This window comes from Arthrobacter sp. UM1, from assembly GCF_020483305.1.
Classification (GTDB): domain Bacteria; phylum Actinomycetota; class Actinomycetes; order Actinomycetales; family Micrococcaceae; genus Falsarthrobacter.
Genome location: NZ_JACWAB010000001.1, coordinates 708031 through 723625, shown reverse-complemented (window position 1 = coordinate 723625; position 15595 = coordinate 708031). Strand labels below are relative to the sequence as shown.

Here is a 15595-nt window from a genome sequence, read left to right as displayed (position 1 = left end):
CTGCTTGTGACCGGTCAGTGCTTGTCGTAGTCGATGCTGAGCTCGCTCGAGGATTCGCCCTGGCTCATCCCGCCGTCGGCCCGACCGCCGGAGGCCTGGCCCTCGATGGCCTGGCGGCCCGAGGAGCCGCCCGCCTTGAGGGCGGCGAGGCGAGCCTCGACCTCCGAGACCTCGCCGAGGTCCTCGAGCTCGTTGAACTGGGCGTCGAGGGAGGACGAGGCGAGCTCCTGCTGGCCGATGACCCGGGCCTCCTCGCGGCGCACCTTCTCCTCGAAGCGGGAGATCTCGCTCGTGGGGTCCATCATGTCGATGCCGCGCACGGCGTCGTTCACCTTGGACTGGGCGTCCGCCATCTTCGAGCGGGCCACGAGCTGGTTGCGCTTCGCCTCGAGCTCGCTCATCTTGCCGCGCATGCCCTCCAGTCCCGACTTGAGGCGGGCGACCACCTCGTTCTGGGACTGGATGGTCGGCTCCACGGCCTTCGCCTCGCCCTCGGCCTGGATCTGGCGCTGGATGGCGATCTTCGCAAGGTTGTCGAACCGCTCGGCCTCGGAGGCGTTGCCCTCGGAGCGCATCCGGTCTGCCTGCTGGCTCGCCGCCAGGGCCTTGCTGCCCCAGGACTGCGCCGTCTGCAGGTCTTCCTTGTGGTCCTGCTCGAGCATCCGCAGGTTGCCGATGGTCTGAGCGACGGCCTGCTCGGCCTCGGCGATGTTGTTCCGGTAGTCCCGCACCATCTGGTCGAGCATCTTCTGCGGGTCCTCGGCCTGGTCGAGGAGAGCATTGAGGTTGGCTCGCGTCAGCTGTGCGATGCGTCCGAAGATGGACTGCTTCACCATGGGTGTGTCCCTTCCTAGTGGTGGTCTCGATGATCGTGCTGGATGTCAGGGCCGGTCTGTGTCAGGACCGGGCGGGCGAGCCGCGGGGGAGCGCCTCGCGGCGGTTCCCGTCAGAAGTTCCCTCCGAAGTCTCCTCCGCCGAAGTCCCCGCCTCCGAAGTCGAAGCCGCCTCCGCCGATGTCGAATCCGCCGTCGCCGCCTCCGCCGAAGAGCCCGCCTCCGCCGTCGTAGCCTCCATAGGCGCCGCCGCTGTATCCGCCCCCGTGGTGGTCGAAGATGTCGTCCAGGACACCGCCGAGGAGGACACCGCCCAGGATGGCCCCTCCCATCCCGGAGCTGCGGCCGCCGTAGCCGCCGTAGCCCCCGAATCCGCCGAGCCCGCCCGGGTAGCCCGCGGGCTGGAAGCCCTGGACGTCGCGGTCGGCGAGCTCCAGGGCCTGGTCGGCCATGCCCAGAGACTGGTTCGCGAGGTCGAGGGCCTGCACCGGATCAGACTGGCGGAACCGCAGCGACTCGTCGAAGAGGCGCATCGCCTCGGAGAGCCTCGTGCGCGCCTGAGCGCCCACCGCGCCGCGGCGCGTCTCGATGAAGTCCCGGGCGGAGTCCACCCGCCGCTGTGCCCGCTCGAGCGTCCGGTCCAGCTCCCGCGCCGCCTGCTCACGGGCGGCTCCGGCCTCGCTGGAGGCGGAGAGGGCGTGGCCCACGCGATCCCGCGCCACGTCGAGGCGCTCGGAGAGGTCGATCGGATCGTAGTGGCCCTTCGCGCGCTCCGCCTCCACGAGCCGGATCGTCTCCGTCAGGCCCGCATGCGCCGCGGCGAGGTCCGAGGCGCCGGCCGAGGCCTGAGCGCCCATGGCCTCCGCCTGGGCGGCGTCCGCCTTCGCGTCGGCGAGAGCGCGGTCCAGTTTCGCGTCGAGCTGCGTCAGCTCCTGCGACGTCGTGGAGATCTGGCCGAGCAGGTCCTCCGCCTGCGAGAGCGCGCCGTCGATGGGGCGGCTGACGACGACGGCCTGCGAGCGGTCACCCGCGGAGAGCCGGGACCGCGCCTCGGCGAGGGCGCCGTCGGAGAAGTCCAGGCGCTCGCGGGCCTGCTGGACGTTGTCGGCGATGCGCAGGACCGCCTGGCGTGAGTAGCTGGCCGCCGTGGTGTCCACGAGGCGCTGGGCCTCCTCGAGCTGGGAGCGCGCCCGGCCGGAGCGCTGCTCGAATCCGGAGAGGATGGTCTCGATGTCTCCCTCCATGGAGCGCAGGCGCTCGAACTCCGCGGCCCGCTCGCCCAGGGAGGACTTGACGCGGCCGGACAGCTCGACGATGCGGATGAGCCAGCCGCGCGTCTGCTGCTCGGTGTCCGGGATGTCGTCGTCCAGCTGCTGCTGACAGGAGTAGGCCTCCTGCATCGCGGACTTGGCCTCCTCGATGGACTCCTTCATGGCGCCTACCTGGCCCTCGCCGAACTGGAGCCGGGCGAACTCGAGCTCCTGTTCCGCCGCGTGGACGGCGTCGTCCGCCACGAGGATCTCCTGGCCCGCGAGCGTCCTCAGCTCCTCAGTGCTCTTGCCCTCGAGCGGGCTGCGGGGACCCCCTCCCGGCGTGCCCGGACCGCCGGCGGGCTGGCCCGGGCCTGCGGGAATCTGCTGACGGCCGCCTGCGCGGTTCTTCTTCCGGCGGCTGTAGAGATAGGCGGCACCGCCTGCGACGGCCGCGCCGCCGAGCAGCGCGGCCCCGCCGCCGAGAGCGAGGCCGCTCGAGCCGGACCCGGACCCCGAGCCCCGGCCCGAGACGCCTCCCGTGGCCTGCGCGGCTGCGACGGCGGCCGAAGCCCAGTCCTCCTCGCTTGGGGACTGCTTGCCGGAGAGCTTCTCCCGCGCCGCCTGGTAGATGGCCTGGCCGTCCTGCTTGTCCAGGGTCGAGGAGGAGGGGACACGGACGCGCAGCTGACGCTGGGAGGGGTCCGTGGACACGATGAGCACCACGTCCTTGGCCCCGAGGGAGCCGCTCTTCTGCAGGGTGCGCTTGCCCCACTCGTCCGGGTCAGAGGGGTTCTGGAAGCCGTTCACGAAGACGACGTGGAGGGTGTAGCCGCTTTTGGCCGCAGCCTCGTTGACGGCCTTGGCCACCTCGGCTCTGCGCGATCCGAGGACGCCGCTCTGGTCTTTGACGAGCGCGGAGGAGGAGACGGAGACGGGCGGATCCGCCAGGGCGGGGGCCGCCGTCCCGGCGAAGGCCGCCGCGGCGATGGCCGCCCCGGCGAGTGCTGCGCGGGCGCGACGGCGGCGGGGGGAGCGAGCGGACAACGGGCGGTGCATACGGGAGTGCCTCCTCGTGACGGGTCCTGACTCCCAGGATAGGAGGGATTTCCTGGGAATTGCCGCACAGGGAGACCGGGCTGCCCCGGTGCGGTCCCAGGACATGGAATGCTTGGGGGAGGCGTTCGGGGCCGAGGACCGTGTCTGCATCCCCGTGCCAGTGAGCCGGACATGAGGAGCGAGAGATGAGCACCGATCAGCCGAGAGAAGGCCTGGGCCAGGACGGCCGGGACGAGGCGCAGGAGAGCGCCACGGGCCAGGTGCCCCGCGTGGAGCACCCGACGGCCGCCATGCCGCAGGCCGCGTCCCACGGCGGCGAGCCGGAATCCGGCTGGAACGGCTACGAGTCCGCCTCCGGCTATGGGCAGCCCGCGTCCGGGTACGAGGGGTTCTCCGGCCACGACCCCTACGGACAGGGCGGGGCCTACGGGCAGGGCACGGCCTACGGACAGGAGCAGGGGTACGGGACCTCCCAGGCGTACGGCCCCGGCCAGTCCTTCGGCCAGGGCGCCTCTCCGGACTCGCCGTACGGCCAGCCGGACTCCTATCCCGCGGGAAGCCAGTACGGCCCCGCCCACTCCGGCCCCGGCATGCCCGGAGCCCCGGGCGGACCGGGCGGCCCGGCCGGTCCGGGCGGCTACGGCGGACAGGGCTACGGGCCCCAGGGGCCCCGTGGCGCGCGCGGAACCGGGCAGCAGGGCGAGCGCAAGCGCCTCTTCGGCCTTCCCGCGCTCGCGGCGACGGCGCTCATCGCGAGCCTCATCGGCGGCGGCGTCGCCGGCGGCATCGCGGCCTCGAAGCACAGCGGCGAGAGCTCCTCCTCGGCGGGCCAGCAGCAGGGAGGCGGGAAGATCACCATCGAGAACGGCCAGAAGGCGAGCGCAGCCAGCGCCGTCGCTGCGAAGGCCTCTCCGTCCGTGGTGACCGTGGGCGCCATCCGGGGCCAAGACGGCGGCTCGGGCTCCGGCATCGTCATGGACAAAGAGGGCCACATCATGACCAACGCGCACGTCGTGACGGTCAACGGGCACACGGACAACGTCAACCTCCAGGTCCGCCTCTGGGACAACCGCGTCTACAACGCCAAGCTCGTGGGCGCCGATCCGCTCGCGGACATTGCAGTCATCAAGGTGGACGGCGCGCCGAACCTCACGCCGGCCACCTTCGGCGACTCGGGCAGCATCAACGTCGGCGACATGGCCGTCGTCATCGGCTCGCCCCTCGGCCTGAGCGGAACGGTCACGGACGGCATCATCTCCACGAAGAGCCGCACCATCGGGCTGACCAACTCCCAGTCCACGTCCGAGGACAGCTCCAACCCGAACGACAAGGTCTACGTCAACGTCATCCAGACGGACGCGGCGCTCAACCACGGCAACTCGGGCGGCGCGCTCGTGGACGGAAAGGGAGAGGTCATCGGCGTCAACGTCGCGATCCTCTCCGGCAGCCAGTCCTCCTCCGGCTCGGACAGCGGCAACAGCGGCCTCGGCTTCGCCATCCCGATCAACGCCGCCAAGCGTGTGGCCGAGTCCCTCATGAAGGACGGCAAGGCGAGCCACGGCTTCCTCGGCGTCCAGGTGAAGTCCCAGCCGCCGTCGGGCGTCTCCGGGGAGTCGATCTTCTCCACGGGCGCGGTCATCAACCAGATCGAGTCCGGATCGCCTGCGGAGAAGGCCGGGCTCCGCAAGGGGGACGTCATCACGAGCGTCGACTCGATGGTGGTCGAGGACGCCAAGTCCCTCACGGCGGCCGTGCGGACCTTCGCGTCCGGCCAGCAGGCCAAGTTCAAGGTGAACCGCGACGGCAAGGAGCAGGAGATCACCGTGACTCTCGGCTCCATCCCGAACTCCTAAGCCGCCGTGGCGCACGATGCAGACCGGAGTCCCCTCCGGTGCACGGGGCTGTCTGCGGCGGCCGAGGCGCTCCGCTCGGCCCGGCGGGTCCTCGTGGTCTTCGCTCATCCCGACGACGTCGACTTCGGCGCCGGCGGCACGGTCGCGGCGCTCACCCGGAGAGGAGCCGAGGTCTCCTACCTCGTCCTGACGGACGGCGACGCGGGCGGGTTCGAGGACGAGGGGCGCGAGTCCATCGTCGAGACGCGCCGGGAGGAGCAGCGCCGGGCCGCGGGGCTCGCGGGCGTCTCCCGGGTCGAGTTCGCGGGCGAGCGAGACGGCTTCCTCGAGCCCTCCCACCGCGTCATCGAGCGGGTTGTGGCCGCGATGCGGGAGATCCGCCCCGACGTCGTGCTCTCCCTGCACCCCGAGCGGAACTGGAGCTCCCTGCACAAGTCCCACCCGGATCACCTCGCCTGCGGCGAGATCGTCACGCGGGCCGCGTTCCCGGCGGTGGAGAACGCCTACGCCTACCCGTCCCTGAGGGAGCGCGGACTCGAGGCCTACCGACTGCCCTGGCTCCTCCTCTTCGCGGGGCCGGACGCGCTCGTCAACCTCCGGGTGGACGTCACGGAGACCCTCGACGCGAAGCTCGAGGCCCTCGACGTGCACCTCAGCCAGCACCCGGACCCCGAGGGCATGCGGGAGAGCGTCAAGGCGGGCCTCGCGGCCCAGGCGGCAAGCGGCCGGTGGGACGAGGGCCCGGAGGACCGGCCCGCGGAGTTCGCCGAGGAGTTCCACGCCGTGTGTGTCAACGGCGAGGGGACCTTCGCAGGCTTCTGAGCTGGGCGCGCGCTGCACGCACGCAGACGGCGCGGCCCGCAGGAAGGCGTGAACGGTGCGAACGGACGTCGGCGCCGGTCGGCACGCCTAGGGGCGTGCCACGTGCAGGTCGATCGTCCCCGTGAAGTTCACGACGTCGTCCGTGAGGATCTGCTCCGCGTAGTCCGAGCGGATGCGGGCGTTCACCGCGGAGTCGGCCGGCGAGAGCATCGAGCGCAGGTCGGTGCCGAGGACGAAGTCCCAGAGGAGGTCGCCGTCCAGGCCGAAGCGGAAGGAGATCTCGCTCGAGTCCACGCGGGAGAAGCCTGCGGCGTTGAGGTCCTCGCGCATCTGGGCGGGGTCGCTCGCGTGCTCGATCCGCCGGAAGGCCCGAGGCCGGTCCAGCTCGGAGAGCCCCGGGTTGTGGCGCTTGGCGGCCTTGAGGAACGGCTCCAGCACGGGCTCGAGGCCGGGCTTGGACCACGTGGAGAGCACGAGCCGGCTCTCGTCCCCGAGCATCCCGCGGATGCCGGAGAGCGCCTGGACCGGGTCCTCGAAGAGGAAGACGGCGAGGCCCAGCAGCGCCGCGTCCGGCGTCTCGTCCGGCTCGTAGCCCCGGATGTCCGCCGCGACGGTCTCGAGGTTCCCGAGCCCCAGCGTCCGCGCCTTCTCCCGCGCGATGGCGAGCAGGTGAGGGGATCGGTCGACGGCGACGACGCGGCCCTCGGGCCCCACCTCCTGCGCGGCGGGCAGCGCCGAGGACCCGGTGCCGGAGCAGAGGTCCAGGACGCGCTCGCCCGGGACCAGGTCCGCGGCGGCGGCGAGCGTGCTGCCCACCGGGTTCCAGATGCTCGGCGCGAGGTTCTCGTAGTGCCGCGACCCGTCCTCGGAGTGGGGGAGGGCCTCGAGGCTGTGTTCGGTGTTCATGAGGCTGGTCCTTGCGATGAGGGATGGAACGGTGCAGCGGTCCCGGGCGAGGCGGCGTCCGCGGACCCTGCGAAGCCGTGCTGCCTCCAGGCCTCGAAGACGGCCACGGAGGCGGTGTTGGCGAGGTTCATGGAGCGCCGCGACTCCAGCATGGGCAGGCGGAGGCGGTCCGTGACGCACGGGTGGGCCTTGTGCTCCGCGGCGAGGCCCACGGACTCGCGGCCGAACATGAGGACGTCGCCCTCCTCGTACCCGACCGAGTCGTAGCGCCGCTCGGCCTCGGAGGTGAAGGCGAAGACCCGGCGGCCCGCGAGCGCGTCGAGCGCCGCGTCCAGGTCGGGGTGGACGGTCACGACGGCGAGGTCGTGGTAGTCCAGTCCGGCACGGCGCAGCTTGGCGTCTCCGAAGTCGAACCCGAGCGGCTCCACGAGGTGGAGCCGGGCGCCGGTCACCGCCGCGAGGCGGATCGCATTGCCCGTGTTCCCGGGGATCTCAGGCTCGACGAAGAGTAGGTTGAACACCCCCATATTCAAACACGGAGGGAGCGGAGGGCTACCCTGGAGCATGTGAGCCCCCGAGACGCAGACGCCCGGCCAGCGGGCCGCCCGGCGCGGACCTACCTCGACTTCGCGGCGACCGCCCCGCTGAGGGACGCCGCTCGGGACGCCTTCCTCGAGGCCTCCCGGCTCGGTGCGAACCCCTCCTCCCTCCACTCCGGCGGACGGCGCTCCCGCCTCAGCCTCGACGCCTCCCGGGCACGCCTCGCCGCCGCAGCGGGAGCAGACCCCTCGGAGCTCGTCTTCACCGCTTCGGGCACGGAGGCGGACAACCTCGCGCTCAAGGGCCTCTACTGGGCCCGGCAGGCCGCTGACCCGGCTCGGAGGCGGATTCTCGTGAGCGGGATCGAGCACCACGCCGTCCTCGACACGGTCGAATGGCTCGAGTCCCATGAGGGCGCCGTCGTCCACCTCCTCCCCGTGGACGCGGAGGGGACCGCGGACGTCGAGGCCGCCCGCCGGGAGCTGGACGCCCATCCCGGAGAGTTCGCCCTCGCGACCCTCATGTGGGCCAACAACGAGGTGGGCACCGTTCAGCCGGTCCGGGAGCTCGTCGAGGCCTGCGCGCCCCACGGGGTTCCCGTGCACTCGGACGCGGTCCAGGCGTACGGAGTCCTTCCGACACCCTTCGCCGAGACGGGGCTCGCCAGCATGGCGGTCTCCGGGCACAAGCTGGGCGCGCCCGTGGGCATCGGAGCGCTCTTCGTGCGCCGGGACGCCGTCCTCGAGCCGCACACCCACGGCGGCGGCCAGGAGCGGGGAATCCGCTCGGGGACCCTCAACGTCGCGGCGGCGGCCGCCTTCGCCGCGGTGGTCCCTGAGGGGCCCGGGGGTCGGCCGGAGGAGGCCGCCCGCCTGCGCGCCCTCCAGGCGCGCCTCTGGGAGGGCGTCAAGCAGGCGGTTCCCGGTGCGGTGCTCAACGGGCCGGACCCCGTGGAGCACCCCGACCGGCGCCTGCCCGGCACCCTGAACCTCTCCTTCCCGGGCGCCGAGGGCGATTCCCTCCTCTTCCTCCTGGACATGGCCGGGTTCGAGACGTCGACGGGCTCCGCCTGCACCGCCGGCGTGCCCCGGCCCTCGCACGTGGTCCTCGCGATGAGCGGGGACGAGGAGCGCGCTCGTGGCACCCAGCGCTTCAGCCTGGGAATAGACACGCGGGCCGAGGACGTTGACGCACTGCTGGACGTCCTTCCCCGGATCGCGGAGCAGGCGGGGGCGGCGGGGCTCGCCGCTCGCCCCTCGGGGATCGAGACGGCGTCCACGAGGGGCGGCGGACGCCCCGGCCCACAGGCCGAGACCGGATCGGGGAGCACCCGCGGAAGCGAGGACAGAGGATGAGAGTGCTGGCGGCGATGAGCGGCGGCGTGGACTCCGCCGTCGCGGCGGCGCGCGCGGTGGAGGCGGGGCACGACGTCGTCGGCGTCCACCTGGCCCTGTCCCGGATGCCGGGGACCCTGCGCACGGGCAGCCGCGGATGCTGCACCATCGAGGACAGCCAGGACGCCTGGAGGGCCTGCGAGCGGCTCGGCATCCCGTACTACGTCTGGGACTTCTCGGAGCGCTTCAAGGAAGACGTGGTGGACGACTTCATCGCGGAGTACGCCGCCGGCCGCACCCCCAACCCGTGCATGCGCTGCAACGAGCGGATCAAGTTCGCCGCGCTCCTGGAGAAGGCGCTCGCGCTCGGGTTCGACGCGGTGGCCACGGGACACTACGCCAAGGTGGTCCGGGACGCGGACGGGCGGCCCGAGCTGCACCGGGCGAGCGACTGGGCCAAGGACCAGTCCTACGTCCTCGGCGTCCTCACGGAGCAGCAGCTCGAGCACTGCCTCTTCCCGCTCGCGGACGCGGCCTCCAAGGCGGACGTCCGGGCCGAGGCGGAGCGGCGGGGTCTGGCCGTCGCCTCGAAGCCGGACTCCCACGACATCTGCTTCATCCCCGACGGCGACACCCGCGGCTGGCTGGCCGAGCGGATCGAGATGGAGCCCGGCGACATCGTGAGCGCGGAGGGCGAGAAGCTCGGCGAGCACCCGGGCGCCCACGCGTACACGGTCGGCCAGCGGCGGGGACTCGGGATCGGCCGTCCGGCCCCCGACGGGAAGCCGAGGTTCGTCCTCGAGATCCGCCCGAAGTCCAACGAGGTCGTCGTGGGCCCGGAGCGGATGCTCGACGTCGTCCAGCTGACCGGCATCCGCGTCTCCTGGGCCGGGCGGCCCCTCGACGAGGCCGAGCGCGGCGAGCCGTTCCCCGTCCTGGTGCAGGTCCGCGCGCACGGAGACCCGGAGCCGGGCACGGCTCGCGTGACGGAGGGCGACGACGGCGAGCGCCGGCTCGTCGTCGACCTCGACGAGCCGATGCGCGGCGTGGCCCCGGGCCAGACGATGGTGGTCTACCAGGGCACGCGCGTGCTGGGCCAGGCCACGATCGACTCGGCCCGCAGCGCCGAGCTCGCCGCCTCCGCGGACCGCTCGCCGGACGCGCGCTGACCTCCGAGCGCCGCACTCACTAGGATGGAGGGCATGGACGAGCGCCCTCAGGACTACGACCCCCGTGCCTCCTCCCTCCCGGAGGACGTCAGCCGCGAGGTCATGGAGGAGCTGTACCGCGTCCGCTCGAGCATCGACAACATCGACGCGGCCCTCATCCACCTTCTGGCGGAGCGGTTCAAGGCCACGCAGCGCGTAGGGGTGCTCAAGGCCCGCCACAGCCTGCCGCCGGCGGACCCGGGCCGCGAGGCCGCCCAGATCAGCCGCCTCAAGGGGCTCGCGCGGGACGCCCAGCTCGATCCGGTCTTCGCGGAGAAGTTCCTCAACTTCATCGTCTCCGAGGTGATCCGGCACCACCAGGCCATCTCGGACAGCATGGACCCGGACGCCCGATGACCGCGCAGGGGACGAGCGGCGTGCCCCGCCTGACCCTGGCCGGAGACGTCCCCGGCGCCACCCGCCTCGAGGCCGCCCGCTGGGCCGTGGGGGAGACGGCCGAGACCGGCCGCTCGCCCCTTCCGGACCCCCGCGAGGACCAGCCGTGGCTCATGCTGCGCAGCGGCGCGCTGCTCACGGACTCCCACCTCGACGTCCAGCCGTACGGCTTCCGCCTGCTCAGCGGGAGCACCCGGGTCAGCGCCGCGGCGGCCGAGCAGCTCGACGCGGAGGCCGAGGCCTTCGTGCTCGCGGCACGGCTGGAGTCGGGGACCGGCTCGCCTCCCGCCGTCACGGTGACGCTGTGGGGGCCGGTCACTCTGGCGGCTCGCCTCTCCTCGCCCCTCGGGGAGCGGCTCGTCGCGGACCCGGGCGCCGTGAGGCACCTCGGCGAGGCGCTCGCCGACGGCGTCCGCTCCTGGCGGGAGCGCATGCGCCAGGCCCACGGTCTCGAGATCGAGCCGGTCCTGCGGGAGGACTCGCTCGACGACGCCCTCGACGGCCGCCTCCCCACCGCCTCCGGGTTTCGCCGGCATCGGCCCCTCGGGGAGGACGTCCTCCGGTCCGTCTTCGCGCCGTGGAAGGCGGCAGGGCTGGGAGGCGTGCTCACGGGCGTGCGCCGTCCCTCCAGGGCCGCGGCGGCGGGCACGGCGGCGGGGGCGTCCGCCGCGGAGCTCGTCCGCGCCGGAGACCGCTGGGCGCCGTCCGACGTCGAGCGCACCGAAGCCCTCGCGGAAGCGGGGCTCGGCGCCCTGCTCGCCGTGGACCCGGGCCGCCCGGCGGACGGCCGCGAGCTGGCGCAGGCCGTGGAGACCGCGGGCGCCTCTGAGGAGGACCGGGCGCGCCTCGGCCTCTGGTGCCCGCCCGGGCTGCGGCGGCTCGGCGCAGCGCAGGGCGCGGCTGCCGCCGCGGAAAACGTTGCCATGTTGAGATCTCTGGGGGAGTCGTTCCCGGGCTCCGCGCGGGAGCGAACCCCTAGAATGGACTCAATCAGTTCAACGGAGCGGTAGACGGGAGCAGGTCTGGATGAGGGGCAAGGTCCTCGTCGTCGATGACGACGAAGCGCTGGCGGAGATGATCGGGATCGTCCTGCAGAACGACGGTCTGGAGACGGTCTTCTGCAACAACGGCTCGGACGCGGAGGCCGCGTTCCGCGAGCATCGCCCGGACGTGATCCTCCTGGACCTGATGCTCCCCGGCCTGGACGGCATCGAGGTGTGCCGCCGGATCCGCCAGGAGTCGGACGTCCCCATCGTCATGCTCACGGCCAAGTCGGACACGTCCGACGTCGTCCGCGGCCTCGAGTCCGGGGCGGACGACTACGTGCCGAAGCCCTTCAAGCCGGCCGAGCTCGTGGCGCGCGTGCGCGCCCGCCTGCGCCCGGCGGACCACCGCACCGCCGAGACCCTGCAGATCGCGGATCTGGAGATCGACGTCGCGGGCCACAGCGTCACCCGGAACGGCAAGGCGATCCCGCTCACCCCTCTGGAGTTCGACCTCCTGGTGGCCCTCGCCCGCAAGCCGTGGCAGGTGTTCACGCGGGAGAACCTCCTGGAGCAGGTGTGGGGCTACCGCCACTCCGCGGACACCCGGCTCGTCAACGTGCACGTCCAGCGCCTGCGCTCCAAGGTCGAGATCGACCCGGAGGAGCCGGAGGTGGTCCTCACCGTCCGCGGCGTGGGCTACAAGGCCGGCGGGCGCTCCCAGTAGGCGGCCGCCCTGAGGACGAGCGAATCGCCGGACCCGGACGGGACGGCTCAGGAGAACGCCGCGGACCCGCCCACGGGCTCTCGGGGCGCCGTGAGCGAGGCTGCGCCTGCCCGCGGCAGGCATCCGGAGGGCGCGCGGGGAGCTGAGGACCGCCGCAGGTTCCGCCTGTGGTGGAACCGCTCGCTGCAGTTCCGGACCGTCGTCTCCACGCTGCTTCTCTGCGCCATCGCGTTCATCGGGATCGGCGCCTACCTCTCGCACCAGATCGCCAACGCCCTCTACACGGAGCGCGTGAGCCAGTACGAGTCCGAGGCCTCGTCGGCCCTGTCCCAGGTGTCAGGCCAGTTCAAGCAGTCGAAGGCGAGCGACCGCACCTCGACCATGGCTCAGGCGGACGACTCCCTCCAGACGCTCCACGGCACCGGGGACGGGGACGGCCGGAAGTACATCCTGGAGCCCTTCCCCGCCTCGAACGTCTGGGTGCAGACGCGCTGGACCATCCCCCCGAGCGTCATCCCGGACACCTTGGCGAAGAAGGTCAAGGAGGGGAACGGGCAGTACTACGAAGCCACCTCGATCATGCAGGACGGCCGCCAGGTGCCGGCCATCGCGTTCGGCCAGAAGGTCAAGCTGCCCCCGAACAACGACTACGCGCTCTATCTCGTCTACTCGATGGAGTCCATCCAGCAGACCCTCGACGTCATCCACCGCGTCCTCTGGGGCGCGGGCCTGCTCATGATGGGCGTCGTCGGCGTCATCGCCTGGACGGTGACGAAGTCCGTCGTCGGCCCGGTCTCGGACGCCGCCACCGTCTCGGAGCGCCTCGCGGCCGGCAACCTCCAGGAGCGCATCCGGGTGCGGGGCGACGACGAGATCGCCCGCCTCGGCACCTCGTTCAACCACATGGCGGAGACCCTGCAGTCCCAGATCAACGAGCTCGCCACGCTCTCGCAGATGCAGCAGCGCTTCGTCTCGGACGTCTCCCACGAGCTGCGGACGCCGCTGACGACGGTCCGCATGGCCGCCGAGGTGCTCCACAACGCCCGCGAGGAGTTCGACCCGGTCAACCAGCGCTCGGCCGAGCTGCTCTACAACCAGGTGGAGCGGTTCGACGTGCTGCTCGCGGACCTCTTGGAGATCTCGAGGTATGACGCCAACGTGGCCGTCCTGGACCCGGAGCCCGCGAGCCTCGTCAAGATCGCCCAGCAGGTGGTGGACGTGACGCGGCCGCTCGCCGAGGACGCGGGAAGCGAGGTGGCGATCGTCGACGTCTCCTCGGACCCCGTGGCCGACGTCGACTCGCGGCGCATCGAGCGCATCGTGCGCAACTTCGTGGTCAACGCGATCGAGCACGGCGAGGGGCGCCCCATCGAGATCCACGTGGGGGACTCCGAGGACGCGATCGCGGTGGCGGTGCGGGACTTCGGCATCGGCATGGCGCCGGAGCAGGCGGAGCGGGTCTTCGACCGCTTCTGGAGGGCGGACCCGGCCCGTGCCCGCAAGACGGGCGGCTCGGGCCTCGGCCTCTCGATCGCCGCCGAGGACGCCCGCCTGCACGGCGGCTGGCTCGCCGCGTGGGGTTCGCCGGGGGAGGGCTCGGCCTTCCTCCTCGTCCTGCCGCGCGAGGCAGGCAAGACGGTGGAGATCTCGCCGATCTCCCTGCCGCCGGGCTCGGATCGCATCACCTCCCAGCCCATCACCGCCCGCGCCATCGAGCCGCCCGCAGAGCTCCAGCGCGGAGAGTCCGAGCAGGAGAGGAGCACCCGATGAACCGGAACCACGGCCTCGACGGGCCGGCAGCGGCCGGGCAGCGCCCGGCGCGCCGTGCTCGAGCGGGCCGGCCCCGCGTCGGCCGCCGTGTGCGCGCCGTGCTGGCGGCCCTGCTCGCCGTCTCCCTGGTGTCCGGCTGCGCGCGCATCCCGCAGTCCTCCTCGGTCCGGGAGATCGAGACGCGGAAGGGGGAGCAGGACTCGGACTACCAGTACCGCCTCGCCGGCCCCAGCGAGGGCATGGCGCCGGAGAAGGTGCTCGAGGGGTTCCTCGACGCCAACAAGGGGTCCCAGGAGAGCTTCGACCACGCGAAGGAGTTCCTCACCTCGTCCGCGCGCGGCGCGTGGCGGCCGGAGAAGAAGACGACGGTCTACGACACCTACCCGCGGATCAACCCGACCGAGGACCCGGAACGGTTCACGGTGCAGTTCCAGCCCATCGCCGAGATCGACGAGAACGGCCTCCGAAAGGACGTCCAGAGCAGCTTGCCGCGCACGGAGACGTTCACGCTCGCGAAGGAGAACGGGGAGTACCGGATCAGCGGGCTGCCGAGCGGAATCCTCATCTCCTCCTCGGACGCCAAGAACCTCATCGAGCAGAGGGACATCTACTTCTACTCCCCGGACTACTCGCACGCCGTTGCGGACTCGCGGTGGTTCCTCAAGTCCCCCTCGAAGGCCACGAGCGTGGTCAACGCGATCCTCGCCGGGCCGGCTCCCCACCTGAAGGGGGCCGTGGCCACGGCTCTCGGCTCGGGAGCCAAGCTCGCGAACCCCGCCGTCGCCGTCGAGGACAAGACCGCCCAGGTGGATCTGTCCTCGAGCTACTGGAACGGCCTCAAGCCGCTTCAGCGGCTGCAGCTGAAACAGCAGCTGTCCATGTCGCTCGTCGGCATGCGCGGCATCGAGGGCGTCCAGCTCAAGACGGACGCCCGTCCCGTGCCGGAGCAGGCGGGAGGCGCGGAGGGCTTCATCGAGCTCGCGCCGAACCCGCGCGTCGAGGGGCCGCAGGTGGCCGTCTCGAAGGACCAGCTCGTCTGGTATGAGCAGAACAGCGTCCGCTCCATCTCGCAGGTCCCGAACACGGCGGGCTACGCGCCCCGGGCGCCTGCGGTCTCCTACACGAAGAAGCAGTTCGCGTTCCTCAACGGCTCGGGAACCCAGCTGCTCTCCACGGGGCCCGGGCGCGAAGTGGTCCTGGCCCAGCAGGGCAAGCAGCTGACCCCGCCCTCCTTCGACCCGTCGAACTGGCTCTGGACCGTGGTGACGCCCGCGTCCGGCGACGGCCAGACGGTTCGGGCGGTCGCCCCCGGAGGCGCCGCAGAGACGGGAGTGGACGTCGAAGCCGACTGGCTGAAGGGCTACACGGTGACGAGCCTGCGCATGGCCAGGGACGGCGTCCGGGCCGCCGTCGTGGCGCAGAAGGACGGCAAGAGCCATCTGTTCCTCGCCGCGGTCACCCGTGCCGACGACGGAGTCCCCTCCTCCCTGACCCGGGGCGAGGAGCTGCACGCGGGCTCTGGCGATTTCACGTCGGTGAGGTGGCTGAGCGACTCCCGTCTGGTGGTGGCCCGGGTCAGCTCGAAGGGCGAGACGACGCCGACGATCGTGGGCCCGAGCGGACCCGAAGAGGTTCTCGGAGCTCAGGCGGGCGTCACCGGACTCTCGGTGGGCGCCACGTCGGACGACATCTACCTCGTCTCCAACGGCCAGGCGTACTACCGTTTCAGCAACGCCTGGTACGAGTCGAAGGCGTACGTGGCCGGCCTCAACTTCACGGGCTGAGCCCGCGGCAGGCGTTCCCCTGCCCCCTGCCCCGGCCCTGAGTCCGGCCGTCCTTGTGGACAATGGGCGCTTTCCGGGCGAGAAGTCCACGTTCGCCGTCCCTTGGGCCCACAGGATCGGTGTCCGGGCG

Annotated in this window: 13 protein-coding genes; 9 read left to right on the top strand and 4 right to left on the bottom strand. The window is 72.1% G+C overall.

Features of this window, described 5'->3' with window-relative positions:
- Positions 1 to 14: 14 nt before the first annotated feature.
- Both H9I38_RS03235 and H9I38_RS03230 read right to left on the bottom strand, forming a co-directional pair.
- Positions 15 to 836, bottom strand: a complete 822-nt coding sequence (locus H9I38_RS03235) for a PspA/IM30 family protein (protein WP_226337245.1) — start codon at positions 834 to 836, stop codon at positions 15 to 17.
- A 110-nt stretch (positions 837 to 946) separates the two neighbouring features.
- Positions 947 to 3142, bottom strand: coding sequence for a TPM domain-containing protein (locus H9I38_RS03230; RefSeq protein ID WP_226337244.1), 2196 nt, complete (start codon positions 3140 to 3142; stop codon positions 947 to 949).
- A 185-nt stretch (positions 3143 to 3327) separates the two neighbouring features.
- On the opposite strand from H9I38_RS03230, the gene H9I38_RS03225 reads away from it, so the two are divergent.
- On the top strand, positions 3328 to 4995 hold the full coding sequence (locus H9I38_RS03225; RefSeq protein WP_226337242.1) for a S1C family serine protease: 1668 nt from the start codon (positions 3328 to 3330) through the stop codon (positions 4993 to 4995).
- Positions 4996 to 5043: 48 nt separating this feature from the next.
- A complete protein-coding gene (locus H9I38_RS03220) occupies positions 5044 to 5817 on the top strand; it encodes a PIG-L deacetylase family protein (protein ID WP_226337348.1) in 774 nt (257 codons plus the stop codon).
- An 87-nt stretch (positions 5818 to 5904) separates the two neighbouring features.
- Here the strand turns inward: H9I38_RS03220 and H9I38_RS03215 are convergent, their stop codons facing one another.
- Positions 5905 to 6723, bottom strand: a complete 819-nt coding sequence (locus H9I38_RS03215; protein ID WP_226337241.1) for a class I SAM-dependent methyltransferase — start codon at positions 6721 to 6723, stop codon at positions 5905 to 5907.
- A complete protein-coding gene (locus H9I38_RS03210) occupies positions 6720 to 7244 on the bottom strand; it encodes a tRNA (cytidine(34)-2'-O)-methyltransferase (RefSeq protein WP_226337240.1) in 525 nt (174 codons plus the stop codon). The genes H9I38_RS03215 and H9I38_RS03210 overlap by 4 nt, the downstream gene beginning before the upstream one ends.
- Positions 7245 to 7289: 45 nt before the next feature.
- Here H9I38_RS03210 and H9I38_RS03205 point away from each other — a divergent pair, with 45 nt between their 5' ends.
- The 7 genes from H9I38_RS03205 to H9I38_RS03175 all read left to right on the top strand — a co-directional run bounded on the left by H9I38_RS03205 (position 7290) and on the right by H9I38_RS03175 (position 15465).
- Positions 7290 to 8618: a cysteine desulfurase family protein gene (locus tag H9I38_RS03205; protein ID WP_226337239.1), complete on the top strand. Its 1329-nt coding sequence runs from the start codon at positions 7290 to 7292 to the stop codon at positions 8616 to 8618.
- On the top strand, positions 8615 to 9766 hold the full coding sequence (gene mnmA / locus H9I38_RS03200) for a tRNA 2-thiouridine(34) synthase MnmA (protein ID WP_226337238.1): 1152 nt from the start codon (positions 8615 to 8617) through the stop codon (positions 9764 to 9766). The genes H9I38_RS03205 and mnmA overlap by 4 nt, the downstream gene beginning before the upstream one ends.
- A 33-nt stretch (positions 9767 to 9799) precedes the next feature.
- Positions 9800 to 10162 carry a chorismate mutase gene (locus tag H9I38_RS03195; RefSeq protein ID WP_226337235.1) on the top strand — a complete coding sequence of 121 codons (363 nt, stop codon included), beginning with the start codon at positions 9800 to 9802 and terminating at the stop codon, positions 10160 to 10162.
- Positions 10159 to 11211 carry a hypothetical protein gene (locus H9I38_RS03190; RefSeq protein ID WP_226337234.1) on the top strand — a complete coding sequence of 351 codons (1053 nt, stop codon included), beginning with the start codon at positions 10159 to 10161 and terminating at the stop codon, positions 11209 to 11211. The genes H9I38_RS03195 and H9I38_RS03190 overlap by 4 nt, the downstream gene beginning before the upstream one ends.
- A 16-nt stretch (positions 11212 to 11227) precedes the next feature.
- Positions 11228 to 11911, top strand: a complete 684-nt coding sequence (mtrA, locus tag H9I38_RS03185) for an MtrAB system response regulator MtrA (protein ID WP_226337232.1) — start codon at positions 11228 to 11230, stop codon at positions 11909 to 11911.
- A gap of 90 nt (positions 11912 to 12001) precedes the next feature.
- Positions 12002 to 13681 carry an MtrAB system histidine kinase MtrB gene (gene mtrB / locus H9I38_RS03180; protein ID WP_226337230.1) on the top strand — a complete coding sequence of 560 codons (1680 nt, stop codon included), beginning with the start codon at positions 12002 to 12004 and terminating at the stop codon, positions 13679 to 13681.
- Positions 13678 to 15465: an LpqB family beta-propeller domain-containing protein gene (locus tag H9I38_RS03175; protein ID WP_226337229.1), complete on the top strand. Its 1788-nt coding sequence runs from the start codon at positions 13678 to 13680 to the stop codon at positions 15463 to 15465. Before mtrB ends, H9I38_RS03175 begins: the two co-directional genes overlap by 4 nt.
- The last annotated feature ends 130 nt before the right edge of the window (positions 15466 to 15595 follow it).